This is a genomic window from Oceanobacter sp. 3_MG-2023 (genome assembly GCF_030688925.1).
Taxonomy (GTDB): domain Bacteria; phylum Pseudomonadota; class Gammaproteobacteria; order Pseudomonadales; family Oceanobacteraceae; genus Oceanobacter.
The window spans coordinates 218,385-239,869 of record NZ_JAUYVX010000003.1; the positions used below are offsets into that span (position 1 = coordinate 218,385).

The 21,485-nt window shown below is 52.8% G+C and carries 19 protein-coding genes and 1 pseudogene; 7 read left to right on the forward strand and 13 right to left on the reverse strand.

Annotated elements, in window-relative coordinates; translation table 11 throughout:
- Positions 1-15: 15 nt before the first annotated feature.
- From Q8W32_RS04375 to dctP, 3 genes are all read right to left on the reverse strand, one after another.
- A complete protein-coding gene (locus Q8W32_RS04375) occupies positions 16-1,422 on the reverse strand; it encodes a TRAP transporter large permease (RefSeq protein WP_303432964.1) in 1,407 nt (468 codons plus the stop codon).
- Positions 1,419-2,078, reverse strand: a complete 660-nt coding sequence (locus Q8W32_RS04380; protein ID WP_303432966.1) for a TRAP transporter small permease subunit — start codon at positions 2,076-2,078, stop codon at positions 1,419-1,421. The genes Q8W32_RS04375 and Q8W32_RS04380 overlap by 4 nt, the downstream gene beginning before the upstream one ends.
- A gap of 72 nt (positions 2,079-2,150) precedes the next feature.
- Entirely contained in the window at positions 2,151-3,158 is a 1,008-nt protein-coding gene (dctP, locus tag Q8W32_RS04385) for a TRAP transporter substrate-binding protein DctP (RefSeq protein ID WP_303432967.1), read from the reverse strand.
- A gap of 385 nt (positions 3,159-3,543) precedes the next feature.
- Here dctP and gcvT point away from each other — a divergent pair, with 385 nt between their 5' ends.
- The 5 genes from gcvT (at position 3,544) to Q8W32_RS04410 (ending at position 9,319) form a co-directional block, all read left to right on the forward strand.
- Positions 3,544-4,641 (forward strand): glycine cleavage system aminomethyltransferase GcvT, encoded by a 1,098-nt coding sequence (gene gcvT, locus Q8W32_RS04390; protein WP_305413857.1) that lies wholly within the window; start codon positions 3,544-3,546, stop codon positions 4,639-4,641.
- Positions 4,642-4,883: 242 nt separating this feature from the next.
- Positions 4,884-5,270, forward strand: coding sequence for a glycine cleavage system protein GcvH (gene gcvH / locus Q8W32_RS04395; protein WP_303432970.1), 387 nt, complete (start codon positions 4,884-4,886; stop codon positions 5,268-5,270).
- Positions 5,271-5,571: 301 nt separating this feature from the next.
- On the forward strand, positions 5,572-8,535 hold the full coding sequence (gene gcvP / locus Q8W32_RS04400; RefSeq protein ID WP_305413858.1) for an aminomethyl-transferring glycine dehydrogenase: 2,964 nt from the start codon (positions 5,572-5,574) through the stop codon (positions 8,533-8,535).
- A gap of 212 nt (positions 8,536-8,747) precedes the next feature.
- Positions 8,748-8,918 carry an acetyltransferase gene (locus Q8W32_RS04405; RefSeq protein ID WP_305413859.1) on the forward strand — a complete coding sequence of 57 codons (171 nt, stop codon included), beginning with the start codon at positions 8,748-8,750 and terminating at the stop codon, positions 8,916-8,918.
- A 2-nt stretch (positions 8,919-8,920) separates the two neighbouring features.
- Entirely contained in the window at positions 8,921-9,319 is a 399-nt protein-coding gene (locus Q8W32_RS04410) for a type II toxin-antitoxin system death-on-curing family toxin (RefSeq protein ID WP_305413860.1), read from the forward strand.
- Between the two features lie 141 nt (positions 9,320-9,460).
- Here Q8W32_RS04410 and Q8W32_RS04415 read toward each other — a convergent pair whose 3' ends face one another.
- Positions 9,461-10,624 carry a type III PLP-dependent enzyme gene (locus tag Q8W32_RS04415; RefSeq protein WP_305413861.1) on the reverse strand — a complete coding sequence of 388 codons (1,164 nt, stop codon included), beginning with the start codon at positions 10,622-10,624 and terminating at the stop codon, positions 9,461-9,463.
- Positions 10,625-10,882: 258 nt separating this feature from the next.
- Here Q8W32_RS04415 and Q8W32_RS04420 point away from each other — a divergent pair, with 258 nt between their 5' ends.
- Together Q8W32_RS04420 and Q8W32_RS04425 are read left to right on the forward strand one after the other, a co-directional pair.
- A complete protein-coding gene (locus tag Q8W32_RS04420; RefSeq protein ID WP_305413862.1) occupies positions 10,883-12,199 on the forward strand; it encodes an acetyl-CoA hydrolase/transferase family protein in 1,317 nt (438 codons plus the stop codon).
- A gap of 180 nt (positions 12,200-12,379) precedes the next feature.
- A complete protein-coding gene (locus Q8W32_RS04425) occupies positions 12,380-14,224 on the forward strand; it encodes an ABC transporter ATP-binding protein (protein WP_303432976.1) in 1,845 nt (614 codons plus the stop codon).
- Positions 14,225-14,267: 43 nt separating this feature from the next.
- On the opposite strand, the gene Q8W32_RS04430 is transcribed toward Q8W32_RS04425, so the two are convergent.
- The 9 genes and pseudogenes from Q8W32_RS04430 to Q8W32_RS04470 form a co-directional block, all read right to left on the reverse strand.
- Positions 14,268-15,134, reverse strand: a complete 867-nt coding sequence (locus Q8W32_RS04430) for a crotonase/enoyl-CoA hydratase family protein (RefSeq protein WP_305413863.1) — start codon at positions 15,132-15,134, stop codon at positions 14,268-14,270.
- Positions 15,135-15,257: 123 nt separating this feature from the next.
- A complete protein-coding gene (locus tag Q8W32_RS04435; RefSeq protein ID WP_303432978.1) occupies positions 15,258-15,539 on the reverse strand; it encodes an RNA-binding protein in 282 nt (93 codons plus the stop codon).
- Between the two features lie 318 nt (positions 15,540-15,857).
- Positions 15,858-16,853 (reverse strand): ferrochelatase, encoded by a 996-nt coding sequence (gene hemH / locus Q8W32_RS04440; RefSeq protein WP_305413864.1) that lies wholly within the window; start codon positions 16,851-16,853, stop codon positions 15,858-15,860.
- A gap of 66 nt (positions 16,854-16,919) precedes the next feature.
- Positions 16,920-17,072 carry a transposase gene (locus Q8W32_RS04445; protein ID WP_305413865.1) on the reverse strand — a complete coding sequence of 51 codons (153 nt, stop codon included), beginning with the start codon at positions 17,070-17,072 and terminating at the stop codon, positions 16,920-16,922.
- Between the two features lie 314 nt (positions 17,073-17,386).
- Positions 17,387-17,650 carry a type II toxin-antitoxin system RelE/ParE family toxin gene (locus tag Q8W32_RS04450; protein WP_305413866.1) on the reverse strand — a complete coding sequence of 88 codons (264 nt, stop codon included), beginning with the start codon at positions 17,648-17,650 and terminating at the stop codon, positions 17,387-17,389.
- Positions 17,637-17,870 (reverse strand): hypothetical protein, encoded by a 234-nt coding sequence (locus Q8W32_RS04455; RefSeq protein ID WP_305413867.1) that lies wholly within the window; start codon positions 17,868-17,870, stop codon positions 17,637-17,639. The genes Q8W32_RS04450 and Q8W32_RS04455 overlap by 14 nt, the downstream gene beginning before the upstream one ends.
- Positions 17,871-18,150: 280 nt before the next feature.
- Positions 18,151-19,190: pseudogene (locus Q8W32_RS04460) on the reverse strand (IS3 family transposase); the annotation flags it as partial.
- 159 nt (positions 19,191-19,349) lie between these two features.
- Entirely contained in the window at positions 19,350-19,955 is a 606-nt protein-coding gene (locus tag Q8W32_RS04465; protein ID WP_305413868.1) for a hypothetical protein, read from the reverse strand.
- Position 19,956: 1 nt separating this feature from the next.
- Positions 19,957-21,231: an ATP-binding protein gene (locus Q8W32_RS04470; RefSeq protein WP_305413869.1), complete on the reverse strand. Its 1,275-nt coding sequence runs from the start codon at positions 21,229-21,231 to the stop codon at positions 19,957-19,959.
- Between the last annotated feature and the right edge of the window lie 254 nt (positions 21,232-21,485).

Consider the following 21,485-nt stretch of genomic DNA (forward strand, 5'->3'; position numbering starts at 1 on the left):
TGCAGGCCCGCCAGCTTACGCGTAGCCCATCAGTCCCGGCAACCACAACACAATTCCGGGGGCAGCGATCAACACGATAATCGTGAAGACATCCGCCACAAAGAAAGGTGTACAGCCGCGGAAGACATCCTGAACCGAACACTCAGGACGAACCCCCGCCACCACAAAGCAATTAAGACCAATCGGCGGCGTAATCAGACACAGCTCCGCCATTTTCACCACAATGATACCGAACCAGATGGCGCAGCCTACCCCGGACACACCAAAGGCCGAATCCACCGCCGCAACATCAGGGCCACCGTTCAACGCCATCACCGCAGGATACACGACCGGCAGGGTCAGCAGCAGCATGCCGATAGCATCCATAAACATCCCCAGCACCGCATAAGCACACAGGATAAACACCAGGGTCAGCATCGGGCTCTGGTCAAGACCGACCAGCCAATCGGAGAACGCCGACGGCAAATCGGCAAAGCCGAGGAAGCGCACGTACAGCAAGACACCCCAGATGATGGTGAAAATCATGACTGTCAGCTTGGCAGATTCCAGCAGCGCATCTTTCAGTTGGCTCAGCTTCATGCCCTTGTGCAAGGCCATCAGCAAGATCACAAACGCACCCAGAGCACCGGCTTCAGTCGGTGTACCAACACCGCCGTAAACACAGATACCAATGATACCGACAACAAACAGAATCGGTGATGCGCCCGGCAGCGTGGCGAAACGATCTTTCCAGGTAAAGCCGGTCACCGGTGGCCCCAGCTTTTTATTGGTCAACGCCAGCAAGATAACCAGACCGCCATAAATAAACGCCGATACCATGCCCGGAATAAAACCGGCCATCAGCAAGGCACCAACATCCTGCTCCACAATAATGGCGTAAATCACCAGGATAGAAGACGGTGGAATCAACGATGCCAGCGTTCCACCCGCCGCAACCACACCCGCCGCAAAGCGTTTGTCGTAGCCCAGCTTGAGCATTTCCGGTACCGCGATACGGGCAAATACCGCCGACGTGGCTACCGATGCACCCGACACTGCCGCAAAACCGGCGGTCGAAAATACCGTGGCAACCCCCATACCGCCTGGCAACCAGCCCAGCCATTTTTTCGCGGCATCAAACAGCGCCCGGGTCAGCCCGGCGTGATAGGCCAGAAAACCAATCAGAATAAAAGTGGGAATCAACGACAGCGCCAGTGACGATACCTTTGAATGCGGAATGGTACCGGCCATTTTAATGGCTACTTCAAAACCTTTTTCAAACCCCAGACGGGCCGAAAAAATCCACAACAAGCCCAGAAATCCAGCCAGTGCAGCAGCAAATGCCACCCGCAACCCCAGGATGACACACAACAGCATAACGCCAGTTACCCAAAGACCGATCGAGATCGGGTCCATGGCAGACATGGTTTCCCATAAACTCATACTCGGTCCTTCCCTTGTTCAGGGTTTGTATTTTCATCAATATCGAATGAAGCCGAAGCCACCGTTGCCGCTTCACGAGCCGCAACCACCGCCGCGCTTTCAACCAGAGGCACGGCCACCGGATTCGGAGAGCCGGAAATCAGCGCACGGCTATACCCCCAGGCTTGCAGAATCAGACGCAAACACAGCAGCCCCAAAGCAATCGGCACCACCAGCTTGGAAGGCCAGGTCACCAGGCCAATATCAAACGAGGTATCACCATTCACAAATGCACGGTTAAAGTGTTTATACGAGCCGTACATCAGCAATACACTTAACACCAGCATCACCAGCACGGTGAACAATTCCACCGCCCACAACCAGCGACCCTTCAATTGACCAATCAGAATATCCATTCGGATATGACCACCATCACGCTGGGTATACGACAGCCCCAGAAACGCCATAAAGGCCATTCCCTGCTCTACCCAGTCGATGTAACCACTCACAGGCAGGTCAAAAAACCAGCGCCCCAGAATATTGGCCACCGCCATAAACACCAGCATCAAAATGACGCAGCCTCCCAATAACGACAGCAGAGACTCCAGCCGATAATAAAGCTGGTCAGCCCGGCTTAATACAGATTGATCGACCAGAACGGTCGCGCTTGCAGACATGGTCAGACTCTCTTTGCAAAAAAATCATCAGGGGAAAAAAAGAGCCGGGAACCCGGCCCTTTCAAAAGGTACTTATTCGCCTTTGAACAAACCGGTGGTGTATGCCAGCAAGGCTTGGGAATCGAATTGTTTTTCGTATTTCAGCACCCAATCCTTACGTACCAGCTCAGCGACTTTATCCAGCATGGCCGTTTGCGCTGGCGTAAAGGTCACCTTGGTTACCTCGTGCTCTTGCAAGGCTTTTTCGTAACCGGCAACCGCATTGGTGTTGTAGTTTTCCACGTAATACGCCATCGCTTCTGGCACGGATTCCAGCAAGACTTTGCGGTAAGCAGGTTTCAGGTCTTCAAAGGCTTCGGTATTCATAACCACCGGACAATCACCAGAACCCAGGTTCAGGTTGGTGGTCGCCCAGGTACCGATATTGGTGGTATTGGTCGCCAGGTGTGCGTGGGGAGCAAAGGCGGCAGCATCAATCACACCGGAATCCATCGACTGACGCACTTCACTGAACGGCACACCGGTTTTGATCGCGCCAAATTGCGTCAACACTTCCAGTACGCCACCCGGACCACGGGTCCGTTGACCGTCAAAATCTTCCAGCTTGGTCAGCACATCGCCTTTCGCCACCAGGTTGTACTGCGGCAGCGGTGTTGGCATCAGCAAGGTAGCGTTCCAGCGGGCCATGTCTTTCTTGACGATGGGATGTTGATACACCTTGGTGTAGATTTCAGCCACGCGAGCCAGCGAGACATCTTGCGAGAACGGCAATTCGTTCACCGTGATGGTCGGGTTTTTACCGGCATGATAAAACGCACAGAACTGCGCCATCTCGAATGCACCGAATGAAATGCCATCGAGGTTTTCCTTGGCCTTGCTCAAGCCGCCATAGGAAATATTCATTTTGAACTCGCCATTGGTTTTTTGCTCAACCAGTTCGGCCAGTTTCTCTACGTTTTCAGTAAAGGCGCGTCGTTTACCCCACAGTGATACATTCCAGGTGGTGTCGGCCATTACTTCAGGAGCAATAAAAGACAGGGACAGGGCGGAAACAAGCGTGAGCTTTTTGAAGGTGTTCATTCGGTATTCTCCGATGTCGGGCATTATTGTATTTGTATCCTCCGACAAAGCAGTATTCGGGCCAAAACATAAGCTATTGATTTTTATAATATTTTTAATAAACCGATATTCAAATAGGTCAAAAAACTCCTGCCTTTTCTGCATAAAAAGGAATTTTTTTTCTCATTGTTCGCTCTTTTCAGTCAGTTCCTGCAGCCGTATTCCCCCAATCGCCAGCCAATTCTGTTGCCCGACCGGATTTCAGGCGCTCAACATTCTCCGTGCAACTGCTGCGCGTACAGTGGCAAGGCTGTATACTGTCCGGCCATTTTTTACCGACCAGATCAGTACTTTATTACCTGTAACTGGCGGGTAAATCCCACAACATGTGACAACAGGACGCTCCATGGCCAAACGTACTGCATTGTATGCAAAACACCTGGAAGCCAATGCCAAGATGGTAGACTTCGCCGGGTGGGAAATGCCGATTCACTATGGTTCCCAGATCGTCGAACACAAGGCCGTTCGCGAACACGCTGGTATGTTTGATGTATCGCATATGACTATTGTTGATCTGTCTGGCTCCGACGCCACCGATTACCTGCAAAAACTGCTGGCCAACGATGTCTCGCGCCTGCAGGAAAAAGGCAAGGCACTCTACAGTGGCATGTTGAATCAGGATGGCGGCGTGATCGACGACCTGATCGTCTATAAAGCCGACAGCGGTTATCGCCTGGTGGTCAACTCCGCTACTCGCGCCAAGGATCTGGAGTGGATGGAAAAAAACCTGCATGGTTTTTCCAATATCTGCCTTACCGAACGCCCGGAACTGGCCATGCTCGCCATCCAGGGGCCACAAGCCATCGCCAAGGTCAAGCTGGTCAAACCGGAAGCAGCCACCGCCATTGATGGCCTGAAAGTCTTCCAGGGCCGGGGGCAGGCCGAATGGTTTTACGCCCGCACCGGTTATACCGGTGAAGACGGTCTCGAAATCATGGTGCCCGACGCCGAAATTGCCGCCTTCTGGCAATCGCTGCTGGAAGCCGATGTCCAACCTTGTGGACTGGGCGCCCGTGACACCCTGCGTCTGGAAGCCGGCATGAACCTGTACGGCAACGACATGAGCGAAACCGTTAGCCCGCTGCAAGCCAATATGGCCTGGACGGTTGCCTGGGAACCGGCCAGCCGCGACTTTATTGGCCGGGCAGCGCTGGAAGCTGAAAAAGCCGCAGGCGTACCCACCAAGCTGGTTGGCCTGATTCTGGAAGGTCGCGGCATTATGCGTTCGCACCAGAAAGTGATTGTCGACCTTGGCACAGACGGTCAGGGCGAAGGCGAAATCACCTCCGGTACCTTCTCACCAACGCTGGAATGCTCCATCGCCATGGCCCGGGTGCCGAAAGCCACCGGCGATCATTGCCTGGTAGACATTCGAGGCAAGCAGGTCCCCGCCAAAGTCGTTAAGCTGCCCTTTGTACGTAACGGCAAAAAAGTCTGCGAATAAAGACTAACGTCTGACGGGAGCATTGCCCCAGGCAATTCTCCCGACGACAATACGCAGTAAACTATCTACCTGATGATTTTTTAACAACTCACTCACTGGTGTTGCAACAGTACGGTCAACCGCCCGCGTTATCCTTTTATGGACGGGCAAAACGGCGAGTCGGACACGGTTTACACCAGTAACCGTTATCGGCTCTCACGTTTTAGCGCCACACTGGCAATGCCGAAGCCTGGAGAAAACCAATGGCCAATGTACCCTCAGATCTGAAATACGTCGCTTCTCACGAATGGGTGCGCATCGAAGCCGACGGCACGGTGACCATCGGCATTACCGACTTTGCCCAGGAAGCACTGGGTGACGTGGTATTTGTTGAATTACCCGAAGTGGATGCCGAATTCGATGCCGATGCCGAATGCGCAGTGGTCGAGTCTGTCAAGGCCGCCTCCGATATCTATGCACCACTGGCCGGTAAAATCATCGCCGTTAACGAAGACCTGGTCGATGCGCCGGAAAAAGCCAACGAAGACCCATACGGTGAAGCCTGGTTCTTCAAAATGGAACTGGCCAACGCCGCTGACCTCGATGGCCTGATGGACGCCGCGGCCTACACCGCCGCATGCGAAAGCTGAGCTGTGGCTGTGATAGTGCATTAACCGGTGCAACAGGGTAACGCGGGCTTGCGACCCTACTGCACCCATTAACATCTCTTGCAGGATACCGATTCAGACCGCCAGATGACAATCGATCGATACAGTCTGTTTTGCTGTATCCATACCGATCGGTCGCCTGCGGCCTCTGCCAATCGACACATAAATACAAGGTATGCATCGGATGTATGAGCACATAGCGTGACTTATACACCCGGCTGACACACCAGACGAACCTCTGACCCTTCAGGGGTTCTTTGCTTTTACTGAGGGTAACTTCTCAATGACACAAACTCTGTCACTGCAACAGCTGGAACAACACGACGCTTTTGTCGGTCGCCATATCGCCTCCAACGGCACCGGCCCGGATCAATCAGAAGCCGCCGCCATGCTTGCCGCTGTAAACGCCGACTCCATCGATGCACTTACGGCTGAAATTGTCCCGGCCGACATTCTGCGCCCCCCCTTTCTGGACATCGCCCCCAGCAAGACAGAGTTTGAAGCGCTGAACTACCTGCGCCGTCTCGCCACCCAGAACAAGGTCTTCAAAAGCTACATCGGGCTGGGCTATCACGACACCCTGATGCCGCCAGTGATTCTGCGCAACGTGCTGGAAAACCCAGGCTGGTACACCGCCTACACCCCCTATCAGCCCGAAATAGCCCAGGGTCGCCTCGAAGCGCTGCTGAACTTCCAGCAAATGATCATCGATATGACCGGCATGGAACTGGCCAACGCCTCCCTGCTGGATGAAGGCACCGCCGCCGCCGAAGCCATGGCCATGTCCAAACGCTCGGTCAAGAAAAACAAATCCAACACCTTCTTTATTGATGAAAACTGCCTGCCACAGACCATCGACGTAGTCAAAACCCGCGCCGCCGCCTTTGGCTGGGATATTCTGGTTGGCCCCGCCGACGATGCCGCCAGCGCCGACGTTTTTGGTGCCCTGTTCCAATACCCCGGCAAACAGGGTGACGTGCGTGACTTCACCACCATCATCGATGCTCTGCATGCCAATCACGCCATGGCCACCGTGGCCACCGACCTGATGGCATTGGTGGCGCTGAAAGCTCCCGGCGAAATGGGAGCCGACATTGTTCTCGGTAACGCCCAGCACTTTGGTGTACCCATGGGTTTTGGTGGCCCACACGCAGCATTTTTTGCCACCCGTGATGCCTTCAAGCGCTCCATTCCTGGCCGGATTATTGGCGTCTCTATCGATGCCCAGGGCAAACCGGCATTACGTATGGCCTTGCAAACCCGCGAGCAACATATTCGCCGCGAAAAAGCCAACTCCAATATCTGTACCGCCCAGGTCTTACTGGCTAACCTGTCGTCGTTCTACGCGGTTTATCACGGTCCCAAAGGCCTGAAAACCATCGCTGCCCGTATCCATCGGCTAACCGATATCCTTGCCGCCGGACTGACTTCAGACGCCGCTCAAACCGCTGGGGTCACACTTGCCAGCAGCAGCTGGTTCGACACTCTGACCCTGCGTGTCAACGACCGCGCCGCCGTACTGGCCCGCGCAGAAGCCGCACAACTCAACCTCCGTGACGACGCCGCACTGGGATTAACCCATGCCGGTCAGCCAGCCGATACACTCGGCGTCACCATCAGTGAAAAAACCAGCGCTGCCGACATCGAACAGCTGTTCGACGTTATTCTCGGCAACCAGAATCACGGCCTGGATGTATACGCCCTCGATGCCAACATTGTCGCCAGCGCCGCTCAAGGCCGCTCATCCATTCCGGCCGAGCTGACCCGGACCAGCGACTTCCTGACGCATCCGACCTTCAACCAGTACCACAGCGAACACGACATGCTGCGCTACCTGAAGCGGCTGGAGTCCAAGGATCTGGCCATGAACCACAGCATGATCACCCTCGGCTCCTGCACCATGAAGCTCAACGCCACCACCGAAATGATCCCGGTGACCTGGCCAGAATTCGCCAATATCCACCCCTTCGCGCCAGCTTCCCAAACCCAGGGCTATGAAGCCATGATTGGCGAACTGGACGACTACCTCAAAGCCATTACCGGCTTTGATGCCATCTGCATGCAGCCCAACTCCGGTGCCCAAGGTGAATACACCGGCTTGCTGGCCATCCGCAAATACCACGAAAGCCGCGGCGACGGGCATCGTAACGTTTGCCTGATTCCACGCTCTGCCCACGGCACCAACCCCGCCTCCGCCCAAATGGCGGGTATGCGTGTGGTTGTGACCAACTGCGACGACCAGGGCAACGTTGACTTCGACGATCTCAAAGCCAAAGCCGAAGAGCTAAAAGACCAGCTCTCCTGTCTGATGCTGACCTATCCATCGACCCACGGAATTTACGAGCAGGGCGTCAAGGAAATTTGCGCACTGATCCACGCCAACGGCGGCATGGTCTACATGGACGGCGCCAACCTCAACGCCCAGGTCGGCATCACCCAGCCCGCCTTTATCGGCGCTGACGTCACCCATATGAACCTGCATAAAACCTTCGCCATTCCACACGGTGGCGGTGGCCCCGGCATGGGCCCGATTGGCGTGACCGCGGCACTGGCACCCTTTGTGGCCAACCATACCGTACGGCCGATAGACAACGCTGCTCAAGGTAATGGCGCGGTTTCTTCCGCTCCTTATGGCTCCTCCAGCATTCTGCCTATCAGCTGGATGTATATCACCCTGATGGGCGGTGACGGCCTGCGTCTGGCGACCCAGAACGCCCTGCTGAAAGCCAACTACCTCGCCCAGCGCCTGAGTGACCACTACCCGATTCTGTACTCCGGCCAGAACGGCCGCGTCGCCCATGAATGCATCGTTGACCTGCGCCCGATCAAGGCCGCCAGCGGCATCACCGAAGTCGATATCGCCAAACGCCTGATGGACTACGGCTTCCACGCCCCCACCATGTCATTCCCGGTGGCTGGTACCTTTATGATCGAACCGACGGAATCCGAGTCCAAGGCCGAAATCGACCGCTTCGCCGATGCCATGATCGCCATTAAAGCTGAAATCGACGCCATTCAACGGGGCGAACTCGACGCCGACAACAACCCGCTGAAAAACGCCCCGCACACCGCCGAAATCGTCACGATTGGAGACTGGGATCGCCCCTACAGCCGTGAACAGGCGGTGTACCCAACCCACCAGCTCGGCGCGCATAAATTCTGGCCGTCTGTTGGCCGGATAGATGATGTGTATGGTGATCGCAACCTGATTTGTTCTTGTCCGGCGATTGAAAATTACGAAGACTGATACAAAGCAACAGCCACGGATATAGGGACGTCCTCCGTGGCTGTCCTTATATTCTGCGCTTTATCCTGCGGTAACAAACGGAACCCTGATGGACATGGACAGCGCCGCTCCCTACCGTTACATCATTCTGAATACGCCAATGCAAGCTTTGTTATTTCTGGACACATTTTTACTGCCGCTCCATACTCATTGTTCTTAATGAGGTAATTGTGATGAACGAAAAAATTGCTCGTTACGGTGTGAAACCAGTTCAACGCCCCAAAATCAAAGCCGACCGCCAGCTCGACCTGAGTGGTGAAGAAGGCAAGAAAATCATTCAAGCTGAAACCCGTTCAGTACTCAAAAAACACGCCAAAACCTTCGCCAAACTGGCTGACATGTAACCATGGAGATTATTCTGATCCCGTTCGAACGGGTGATAGAAGTCAATACCTGTATTTTACAAACTGAACCGGGACACAAAGGCCCGGTAGATACAGGAAAATTGCAGGGGGCATTAGGCAGAATAGAGACAGCCATTCACTACAACGGTCTCGATGACGTCTTTGAAATTGCTGGCCTGTATGCTGAAGTCATCGCAAATTCCCATGCCTTGCCAGATGCGAACAAACGCACTTCTCTGGCCATTGCTCTGGAATATTTATCGTTACATGATTTCGAAATCAACCAGGACAACGATCTACTGGCCGACGCAATCAGAGACTTGGTACTCGGAGAGCTTTCAGCCAAGGACATCGCCGATTTGCTTTATTCTCAATATGATTCTGAGCAAGAACGTCACTGAAAGATAAGTCATCAACAAACACGGACGAGCCCTCATGGACATGGACAAAACCGGTCCGTCCCTACGTGACATCAAATTACAAAATCATTATTCCTGGATTGCCACGGATATAGGGACGCCCTCCGTGGCTGTCCGTCAGATTCAGATGCAATACGCCTGTAACGGCGGGAAGCCGTTAAATTCCACCGCGCTGTAGGTGGTGGTGTAAGCCCCGGTAGAAAACCAGTACATACGATCCCCCATCGCCAGATTCAGCGGCAATTGATATTTGTAATCTTCATACAAGATATCAGCGCTATCGCAGGTTGGCCCGGCAATCACGCACTCTTCTGCTTCGCCTTTTTTCTCAACATACAGGGGGTACTTGATCGCTTCATCCATGGTTTCAATAAACCCACCAAATTTACCGATGTCGGTGTACACCCATCGGTGTAACCCAAATCGGGTCTTGCGGCTGATCAGCACCACTTCACTGACCAACACCCCCGCATTGGCTGCCAGCGAACGACCCGGCTCCAGGATCACTTCCGGGAAGTCATCACCAAAATCTTCTCGCAGATAGCGGGTAATTTCTTCGGCGTAGGTTTCCAGATCGTTGGTGCGGCTAATATAGTTGGCCGGAAAACCGCCCCCCAGGTTGATCATTTGCAGCTTGATGCCATCTTCTTCTTGCAGTCGTTCGAAGATCCATTTCACTTTCGCGATGGCGGAGTCCCAAACACCTATTTCACGCTGCTGGGACCCCACATGGAAGGAAATACCATACGGCACCAACCCCAGATCACGCGCCAGAATACACAGATCCAGCGCCATATCGGTCTGACAGCCAAATTTGCGCGACAACGGCCAATCGGCGGTTTGGGCCCCCTCGGTCAGAATACGAATAAATACCCGGGCACCGGGAGCCGCACGGGCAATATTACGCAGATCGGCTTCGCTGTCGGAGGCAAACAGAGTGACACCCTTGTCAAAAAAGTAGCGGATATCAGCCGCTTTTTTGATGGTATTACCAAAACTCACCCGATCACCAGACACACCCAATGCCAACACCTTGTCCAGCTCATACCGTGATGCCACATCATAATTACAACCACGTTGCTGCAATATCGCCAGCAATTCCGGGGCCGGGTTGGCTTTCACGGCATAGTAGGTTTTGGCGTACGGAAAACAGTCCAGCAAGGAATCCAGTTGCTGGGCAAACAGCTGTGTATCAATCACCAGGCAAGGGGTTTCCTGTTGATCGGCAAAGGCTTTGATGCGCGCAAAGGTATCGGCGTCGTAGTAATCTTCTGGTTGAGTGAGCATCTGGCTCGTTGTCTCCTCGAATAAGATCCGTCAGCGTGGGTGCTGATTGGGAGGCGCAAAGATAGGGTTATTTACGAGAAGTAAAAGCGCTATTTTTTTCTCTTTACGATCACAGAATATGATCAACATCGGCAGCCACAAGCAATCACCCAAACCTTGATCCAGATCGTCTCAATACTGCCGTATCAGTGGCAGATGATGCTATAAAACCCATCGATTACTATTTCCTCCTGACCCGCTTAACCCAAAGGACGCCTTATGAGCTGGAATGATTTGTATATGGAAAAACGCCTGACGCCATCACAGGCTGCGGAGCGACTGAGTGATTGCCACAACCTGATTCTCGGTATGGGAGTCGCCATGCCACCAGCGCTGATTACGGCGATTGCGGATGCCTATAAAAACGATGCCCTGCCTGCGCTTAACATTTATTACATGCACGGCTCCGCAACGTTGCAAGAACAACTGCTGACCCCTGCCATGCGGGGTAAATTTACACCTCGTTGCCTGTTTCTGAGCAGTTATGACCGTCTGGCTGTCAAGAACAATGCCAACCACCCCTGGATCGAGTTTGTCCCTTCGTCGTTTCACCAGGTAGGCCGGATGTTGACCGAAAACATCAGCCCGGATTGTCTGATGGTGACAGTGTCGCCGATGGATAAACACGGCTATTTCAGCCTCGGCACCAACGCCGATTACAGCGCCACGGTGATCCGCAAAGCCCGCAAGGTGATTGTCGAAGTCAATCACCATATGCCGCGTACCTTTGGTGAATGTTCGGTGCATATTTCAGAAGTTGAAGCGCTGATCGAAGCCGATGTGCCACTCACCGAGCTGCCAGACGCAGCCGCATCCGATGTCGACTGGGCCATTGCCCGTCAGGTCGCGGAGCGGATTGATAACGGCGACACGCTGCAAATGGGCGTTGGTGGTGTACCCAATGCGGTCTTGTCCATGCTGGAGCACCACCAGAACCTGGGGTTGCATTCGGAGTTGTTTTCTCCGGCCATGGTCAAGCTGATCAAGTGTGGTGCCCTGAATGGACGCCTCAAGCGTGTCATGCAGCACAAACACGTCTTTACTCTGGCACTGGGCGATCGGGCGATGTTTGATTTTATGGACGATAACCCCTCGATCGTGGGCTTCCCGGCTTCCTGGGTAAACAATCCCAGCGTGATCCGGGAAAACCCCAATATTGTCTCGGTCAACTCCGCCATTGAGGTGGATATCACTGGCCAGATCAACGCCGAGCAGATTCTTGGCCATCCGTTCTCGGGCACCGGCGGCCAGCTGGACTTTGTTCGTGGGGCTTACGGTTCCAAAGGTGGCCGTTCGTTTGTCGCCCTGCACTCCACCGCCAAGCACGACAACCTGAGCCGGATTGTGCCGCAGTTGACCGGCGGCACTGTGACCGATACCCGGATGGATGCCCATTATATCGTCACCGAATACGGCAATGTCTGCCTGAAAGGCATGTCGATCCCGCAACGGGTAAAAGCGTTGATTGGTATCGCCCATCCCAAGTTCCGAGAGGAGCTGACACAGCAAGCCATCCAGCTGGGATACTGTCACTGACCCCAGTCCGCCGTGCGGCACCCACACGCACGGCCAGTCTGTTCGAACAGGGCAATCCATCGAACAGACTTATCAAGGTCACGTCTCTGGTTTAAGGTAGCGGCTTTCGTGAATCAGGCCATTGGGCCAAACCCGCCTTCCTGATTCACTCTGCCTGACGAGTGTCCGAGCTTTTATCCTATGCTGAATTTTTTCGAACGATTGGTTAACCCTTTCCCACCTGAGCAACCGGAACAGCCCCCCAAAGGCCTGTATGCCTTTTGTCGCCATTACAGTCATGGAGTTGAGATTCCACTGGTCTGCATGTCATTGCTGACGGCGCTGGCAGCGATTCTGGAGGTATCCCTGTTTGGCTTTATGGGTAATCTGGTTGACTGGTTATCGGAAAAAAATCCCGATACCTTTTTGCAGGAAGAATACGCCAGCCTGATCGGCATGGCGCTGGTGATTCTGGTGCTGATGCCATTAACCAGCTTTCTGCATTCGGCGCTGGTGCACCAGACCCTGATGGGCAACTACCCGATGAAAATTCGCTGGCTGGCACACCGTTATCTGTTGCGCCAGAGTCTGGCTTTTTATCAGGATGACTTTGCCGGACGTGTCGCCACCAAGGTGATGCAATCGGCCCTCGCCGTGCGCGAAACCGTCATGAAACTGCTGGATGTACTGGTCTATATCCTGGTGTATTTCACCGCCATTATTGTGATGGTCGCGGCAGCCGACTGGCGGCTGATACTGCCGATGCTGGGTTGGCTGCTGGCCTATGTGCTGATCCAGATCTATTTTGTACCACGACTCAAACGGGTTTCGGCGGCACAAGCCGATGCCCGCTCACAAATGACCGGCCGCATCGTCGACAGCTACACCAATATCCAGACCGTCAAACTGTTTTCCCACAGCCAGCGTGAAACCGCCTACGCCCGTGAATCAATGACTGGATTTATGGACTCAGTACACCAGCAAATGCGACTCGGCACCGGTCTGAATGTCGCCGTGCAATCCATCAACTACTTGCTGGTATTTACCATAGCAGCCCTGTCGATCTGGCTCTGGATGGAGCACGCCATCAGTGTCGGCGCCATTGCCATTGCGGTCAGCCTGGCCTTGCGTATCAACGGCATGTCGCAGTGGATTATGTGGGAAGTCGGCACCCTGTTTGAAAACCTGGGCACCGTCTCCGATGGCATCAATACCTTGTCGACACCATTGAGTGTGCTGGACAAACCGGACGCCCAGGCACTGACCGTCCAACGTGGAGAAATCACGCTGGACAAGGTCAACTTCCGGTATCAGGGCATCGACTCCGACACCCACCGGCAGATTTTCAGTGATCTGGACATTCACATCCAGCCAGGTGAAAAAATTGGTCTGGTCGGCCGCTCAGGGGCGGGCAAGTCCACCCTGATCAACCTGTTGTTACGGTTTTACGATATCGACAGTGGCACCATTCGTATCGACGGCCAGAACATTGCCGACGTTACCCAGGACAGCCTGCGCGCCAATATCGGCATGATCACTCAGGATACCTCGTTGTTACACCGCAGCGTGCGTGACAATATTCTGTATGGTCGCCCGGATGCCAGCGAAGCAGATATGATAGAAGCGGCCCGCAAAGCCGAAGCCCTCGACTTTATTCACGGCCTGCACGACCCTTATGGCAACAAGGGGTTTGATGCCCAGGTCGGTGAACGTGGTGTCAAACTGTCGGGTGGCCAGCGCCAGCGGATCGCCATCGCCCGGGTGTTGTTGAAAGATGCGCCGATCCTGATGATGGACGAAGCAACTTCGGCACTGGATTCTGAAGTCGAAGCGGCGATTCAGGCCAGCCTCTACAAATTGATGGAAAACAAGACAGTGATTGCCATTGCCCACCGGCTGTCGACCATTGCCGCCATGGATCGCCTGCTGGTAATGGATCAAGGCCGTATTGTCGAACAAGGGTCTCATCAGCAACTGCTGGCTCAGGGCGGAATTTACGCCCAGCTCTGGGCCCATCAGACCGGTGGATTTATTGGCGAAGACTGATACCTCTTACCTCTCTGCCATGCCATGCCGGTAATCACTGACCTCAGCGCCGCGGCTCAAAGGGTCGTGGCTCTTTCGAGCCTTTATTCAGGCCATTCTTCATCGCTATTTGCTGGTTTTTACGCCCCAGCAAGCCGTATTGCAGCCAACGCTCCAGTCGTAACGCCGACCATTCGCCTCGCTTCCAGCCTTGATTAAACAGCCGCTTGGTCGCCACAATCGCGTCCGGCGACTGCTGGGCCAACTTCTGGGCCAGGGCCATGGCGGCATCCATCGGCGTCTCACTCACTTGCGTTACCAGTCCATATGACTGCGCTTCCGCAGCATCGAACACCCGTCCAGTCATGGTCAGTTCTTTGGCAATATCCTGACGTGTGAGATTGGTCAGGCTGGTCAGAATACTCATATCCGGTATCAACCCCCATTTCATTTCCATAATGGAAAAACGGGTTTGCACATCGGCAAAACGAAAGTCAGCCGCCAGCGCCATCTGCAAGCCACCACCAAAACAGTTGCCGTGCACCACCGCAATCACGGGCACCGGTAAGTCTCGCCAACACATGGCAATTTGCTGGGCCAGATTGGTTTTGCTCCAGGGCCATTTCAGCAGCAGATTGGGAATCATCCAGCGGTCCTTGCTGACCGCCGCAAAATCCAGCCCGGCGCAAAACGAATCGCCCCTGGCGGCCAATATCACCACCCGGATCGAACGATCCCGACGAATATCACGGGCGCACTGAATCAACTGTTGGAACATGGGCCGATCCAGCCCGTTCAGTTTATCCGGCCGGTTCAGATACACCACGGCGATGTGCTGACTCACCTCCCAGGTCACACGCGGCGCAGAGGGTGAGCTAGTCGATGGGTAGGAAGAAGTCATGGCATGCAGTTCCGGCAGAAAGAGTGCCATCATGCTTCCACAAGAGGGTAACGGCGGCTATGACCAGAGAGGACAAAAACCGTCCTCTATCGTACAAAACCGGAAGCAATGTCTCGTTATGGAGATACCAGCAGCCCACTGCTGGCCAGAGACTCAGCTCGGCCGCGGTGCCCGTGGTGTACGAGGTCGATTCTCTCTGGGCTTGGCTTCGTTCACCCGTAAAACCCGACCATTCAAATCGGTGTTATTCAAGGCTTCAATAGCGCTGCTGGCATCACTGCTGCTGGCCATTTCGACAAAACCGAATCCTTTGGAGCGATTGGTTTCACGGTCGATGACTACCGTTGCCCGCTCTACCTCGCCAAAGCGGGAAAACAGCTCGTGCAGTTCATCCTGGGTTGTGGAGTAAGGCAAGTTGCCAACATAGATATTCATACGTCATTCCAGTCAACAGGGTTGTCCATGGTTTATTCCGCATCGTTTCACGGCACGGCCCACATCATCATTTGCAGGTGATATACCAGCCTGCTTCGTCTCTGTAGTCAGGCAGATTATTAAGCCGTTATAGCAAAGTCAAAGATGTTTTTATGACAATTGATCAACCCATGCGAAGAGGCAATCATGGGCATAATTGGCACCCGTCAACACCACCACACAACCCCGCTCGGGATGGATTTTGCTTGTCTATCCTCCGGCCCGACATCAACGCCTGCCGCCCTGTCAATCAGCCGTTTATAGCCCGGTTCCCCGGAATCAGCGCCAGCCCTGGGTGTTACTGCTGACCAGCTCCACCATCATCTGAATATGATCGTCACGATCGTTCAGGCAAGGGATGTAATGGAAATCGCTGCCACCCGACGCCAGATACAGCTCACGGTTTTCAACATCCAGTTCTTCCAGGGTTTCCAGACAATCAACGGCAAAGGCTGGACTGATAATATCCACCCGTCCGGCCTTTTCTGCGCCCCACGCCTTGAGCGTATGGTCAGTGTAAGGCTTGACCCACTCTTCCCGACCAAAGCGCGACTGAAAAGAACAGATCCATTGCTCTGGCGACAGCTTTAATGCGTCTGCCAGCAAGTGAGCCGTTTCCCGACACTGTGCCGGATAAGGATCTCCCTTATCTTCATAACGCTGCGGAATACCGTGAAACGACATCATCAAGCGGTCGCCCCGCCCATGTTCCTGCCAATAATCCCGCACCGACTGGGCCAGCGCCTGGATATACAAAGGATGATTGTAGTAACTATTGATCCAGCGCATGCCAGGCAGATGCGGGCAGCGTTTTAACCCTTTGGCCAACCGATCAAAAACCGCCGCCGTTGTGGATGAGGAATATTGTGGATAAAGCGGCAGCACCAGCATATTGCTGACACCATCCTGACGCAGGCTTCTGCCAACCTGTTCCATATCCGGCTGGCCATAGGTCATGGCGAGGGCAACCGGAATATCGCAGCCATAGTGCTGGCTCAGTGCTTCTTTTAATGCCTGCTGCTGTAACAGGGAAAAGTGCATCAGTGGTGAACCGTCTTCACGCCAGACCGAAGCATAGGCCCTGGCTACCCGGGCAGGACGAATACGCAAAATCACGCCATGTAAAATCAGCCACCACAATGGCCGCGCAACATCCACCACCCGGGGGTCCCACAGAAATTCCGCCAGATACTTGCGCACCGCCCCAGCGGTTGGGGCCTCTGGTGTCCCAAGATTGACCAACAGCACCCCGAACGGTGGTTGATTGGATGACATGAACGCTCCTTAGCAGCCGCTTGTATAAGTTTTGCGTAAGTTTACCCAGCTCCCTTTTAAAGGTCATTAAAAGTCTGACAATCGCTCACTTTCGATACAGAGGATATTGGTTTCACAGCACCACTGAATCTCACGGCTGGAAGTGATGCCTTTGGAATAAGCAAACAGGCTGATTTTTAGCAAAATGGCTGGATCGTACTGAGCGGCCTTCTTGGTCATTTTTGTAGGGCTGGTGAAACGCGGACAGATCCAGCTTTTCAGCCTCTTTATAAAAAACAGGGGTAATGCAGAGCGTGCTCAAATGCCCCCGGCTGTAACTGATCCAGGTAATTAATAACCATCGACGTTTGATTGTAGTCGTAGTGCTTGAATCGGGCCATCACCGCCTCCTGCGTTTCAAACGCCCGATCAGACCATCGTTCGGGAGGTTTTTCTACAGCCTGAACGCCTCGTTAAGAGGCAAAAAATTGTTGGCTAAAATTAGTGACGAAGGAGCAAAAGCCAACTGTTTTTTGTCCTGCTTAATTGACTTGTTAGTTGCTTTTATACACATGTGATCTATGAGCAACTTTTACTACATTAACAACAAGTACATCATCTTTTATTTCATACACTATTCGATATAAACCTTGGCGAACTCGATAATTTTCTTGCCCTGAAAGTTTAATACAACCTTCACCACGGGGGTCTACAGCTAATGTATCTATTTTACTTAGGATCTTTTTTATATCGTTTTTAGGTATAACTCGTAAATCTTTAGCCACTGACTTTTTAAACGTTATTCTATATTTTTCCATGTGACTTCAAATCATTTAATAAATCTTCATATGAAATATCAGGCTCATTGGCTCTTGCTGATACAGCGGCTAAATCTTCTTGATCTTCACGCATTAATAAACGAACAGCTTCATCTATTAACTCAGAAATTGATAAATGAGCTGAAGCAGCACGTATTTTTAGTGCTTGATGTATCTCCGGCTCAAAGTAAACGGTAGAACGTTTTGATAGGTTACTCATGATTATGTCTCCATTAATTCGACAAGAACATCGTAGCACCATGACACCATAATGTCACGACACCACAAGAAGCAACTAACGAGACTGCAGAAAAATCTCAGCCTCAAAAATTGATCATTTTTTGTACTAAAAATGGCGCTTCTACGTGAATTCTAGAGCGGTTTTCATTAGCGAATACGCTTAAATCAACGTAGCACCGCGATAAATTCTCAACAACCAGAACTGTAGGTTGGTAGTGTTCAAAATTCTGTGTCACCCCTTCTGTGTCACCCTGTAGTGGTCAACTAATCCCGGACAGTATTTTAAAGTTTTCCTCAGCTGCAACGGGCGAAATGCCGTCGTTGAATGTATGAGGTCGCTGCCGGTTGTAGTAGTCCATCAGATAACCACCAACATCCTTCTTGGCCTCGGCTAGGTTGCGATAGCCTAGGGCCGGTATCCACTCAGATTTCAGACTTCGGAACAGTCTTTCCATCGGTGCGTTATCCCAGCAGTTGCCACGACGGCTCATGCTTTGGGTCATTCGATAACGCCATAGCCTCTGACGGAACTTACGACTGGCATACTGGCTTCCCTGATCCGAGTGGAACATAACTTTCTCTGGCTGACCACGGTGTTCCCAGGCGTGATCCAGTGCTTTTACAACCAAGTCCGCATCCGGACTGGATGACATTGCCCAGCCAACAACACGACGGGCGTACAGATCCAGCACCACAGCCAGATAGCTCCATCGCTGACCGCTCCAGATGTAAGTGATGTCGCCACACCAAATCCGATCGGGCTGCTCTACTGCAAACTCACGATCCAGGTGGTTGGGAATATCCGGCCGTTCAACGGTGGCCTGCTTGTAAGCGTGAGGGCCTGGCTGCTTACAGATCAGGCCCAGCTCGCTCATAAGTCGTCGAACCTTGAAACGACCGACGGCAGTGCCTTCCTCCCTGAGCAAGCCTTTGATTGTCCGGCTGCCGGCAGAGCTTCGGCTCTTGGTGAACAGGCGGTTTACCTGGGCCCTCAGGGCCATGCGCTCCACATCAACGTGGTTCCGCCGATGGCGGTACTCGTAATAGCTGGAACGGCTGATATCAAACGCATTGCAGACCATTTCAACAGACATTCGCTCACTCAACTGGTCTATCAGCGCGTACGATTCATCTCGTCCGACATCAAAAGAGCGGTAGCCTTTTTTAGTATGTCTTTTTCCTGTTCAAGGCGCTTGCAGCGGGCTTCCAGCTCCTGAATACGACGCTGCTCCGGGGTTAAGGCCTTGCCCTTCGGGGTGATACCGTCACGCTCCTCGGTTAGTTGGTTAACCCAGCACCTGGCTAGCTTTTTCCTGTTTGTACTCAGGAGAAAAAGAACCTCGGCGATATTTCCACCGACGTTGGTGTCTGAAATCATTGGACTAGAGTGTCTGGGGTTATTTGACCACTACACAGCAGCACAGGCACTCGGCACAGCATCTCCAACTTGGTCTGAAACTCAACGACATAACAGTCCTTGCCGATTGGCTTCATACCAGACAAATGGCGACATTTTTTTCAGAAAACTGGCGGTGATATCCTCAGAGAGGTAATAACCAAAATGCTCTGCTCTCAGACTTCTACAACCAGCATCATCCAACCCAAGGCGAGCAATCGTATCGATAACCCTCTTTCTTGTTGCGGCACCCAGATCTGGGTTTGGGAAGATCCGACCACTCACCAGTTCAAGTTGGAAGTAGCCGTTTTCAATCAGGAACGGGTCGAGCACATCCTGAAACTCACGTTTACGGCTATTCATTCGACTACAAACCAAACGATAGTTTGACCATTCATACGCTTGGGCAGGCAGCTGTGATTTAGGGGCAAAATGATCGACACTGCCAGTCGCTGTTATCCGTTCAATATGAACAGCCAGGTAAGCACAGGTACTGCTGTATTGATCGAACAGATCATCGAGACAGCTCGTCCAGTAGGCTTCTATTTTGGCCTTGGGCGGCAAAGGCTGATCGAGAGCAAAGCCCTGTTTATCGAGATAGGCCAACCCTTTCTGGCGAACGTTGACATCGAAGTCGGCTGGCTCTGGCTGTGGAGGTACGTGCAGCATGTCAGAGCCACCCTTTTTTCTCGCCAACAAAGCGCCAGCGTATCCAGAACGGATCGGTATCACTGAGCACCTTCTGTAATTCCGAATGTAACGCGAGCGCATCCTGTTTGGAAAAGTTTGGGGCCGCCATAGCATAGGACGCTTTTTCGAGAGCCTGCTCTGCTTCCAGAGATCCAGCGCCTTTTTGATCAAAGGCTTCGCTGGTCAGCCAGCTCGCTGCATCGCCCTGACGGATAAACTCACGTCGGGTGAGTGCAACCTGCTGAGCTCTGAAGTCCAGGTCAAACCAGGCGTCTTTACGAGCATTAAACAACGGCTCTGCCGAGGCCATAATCAATGGAGAATGCGTTGCCGTTACCACCTGCACATCAGGGCCGGTAGCCAACTCTTCCATCACTCTGAGCAACGACGGTACAACTGACCGCTGCCAGCTTGGGTGCAGGTGAGATTCCACTTCATCAATCAGGAAAATTACTTGCTGTGTCGGTTCTTCGTCCAGCAATCTGGCGGCCATCTTGTGTTCTTGCCAAGCCCAAATCAGAAAGTAGGCCAAAGCCAGAATCCTGCGAATACCGGAAGAAGCATGAATAACAGCAACATCCTGACCATAAGGCATACGGATAGTTGGAATATCCCGAGCGTCATCGAGGCTAATCCGGGTAAGGTCACCAAGTGCCAAAGTCTCATGCTGTGAAGGTGACAATGTTTTGAGCACCTTTTGAATCAGGGAGAACGCTTCCCCCTTTTCCTTCTGCCAGGACGACAAATCATCAATCAAACCATTGCACAGCACAGTCCCGTCTACTTCCAATCCTTGCCAAACTTCCTGCGGCGTAAACACATAGGCTGGACGACGCTCCTGAACGTCCATATTTCCCTGTTTCTTCCAATAGTTTCGAGCAGGGTCCCATACTGCAAAACTGCCATCCGTCATGGCGTATAACACCAATCCAGGATTAGCCGGACGTCCAGCGCGACCGGTCCAGGATTGTTCCCGACGCTGGTACTTGCTGGTGTATATCTCTGGCTTTTTTTTACCGCTGAATTTGAATGAAATTTCCGCTTCACCACTGCTATGGGGCAAAACTTTTTTACCAACATTCAAACGCAAATTAATTTCTGCAGGCCACTTGCGCGTAAGAGACCACCACATAATGTCGAGCAAGAAGCTTTTGCCAAGACCATTGTCTCCAGTGATCAGATTCAGACGGTCGCCAAACTCCAGCGTCATACTGCTGGCAGGCCCGACGTTTTTCAGTCTGAGTTCTTTAAACATGGAATGCTCCACTCAATGTGTTCATAACGATTATTGCTTGTATCCTACTATGGTTCATCAGCCGGGATATCATAGATCAGGCTACTCATTTGCCTCTATCCTGTATCACTTCAATGCCACCCTGCTAAACAGAGAATATCAACGTCCCAGCGGCTGCTTCGTCATCACATTCTTTTACTCGTATAACCACTCTTTGTGTTGCTTTGGAAGTATTGGTGATCACGACCAAGCATTGGCATTGGATCGGATCGGAT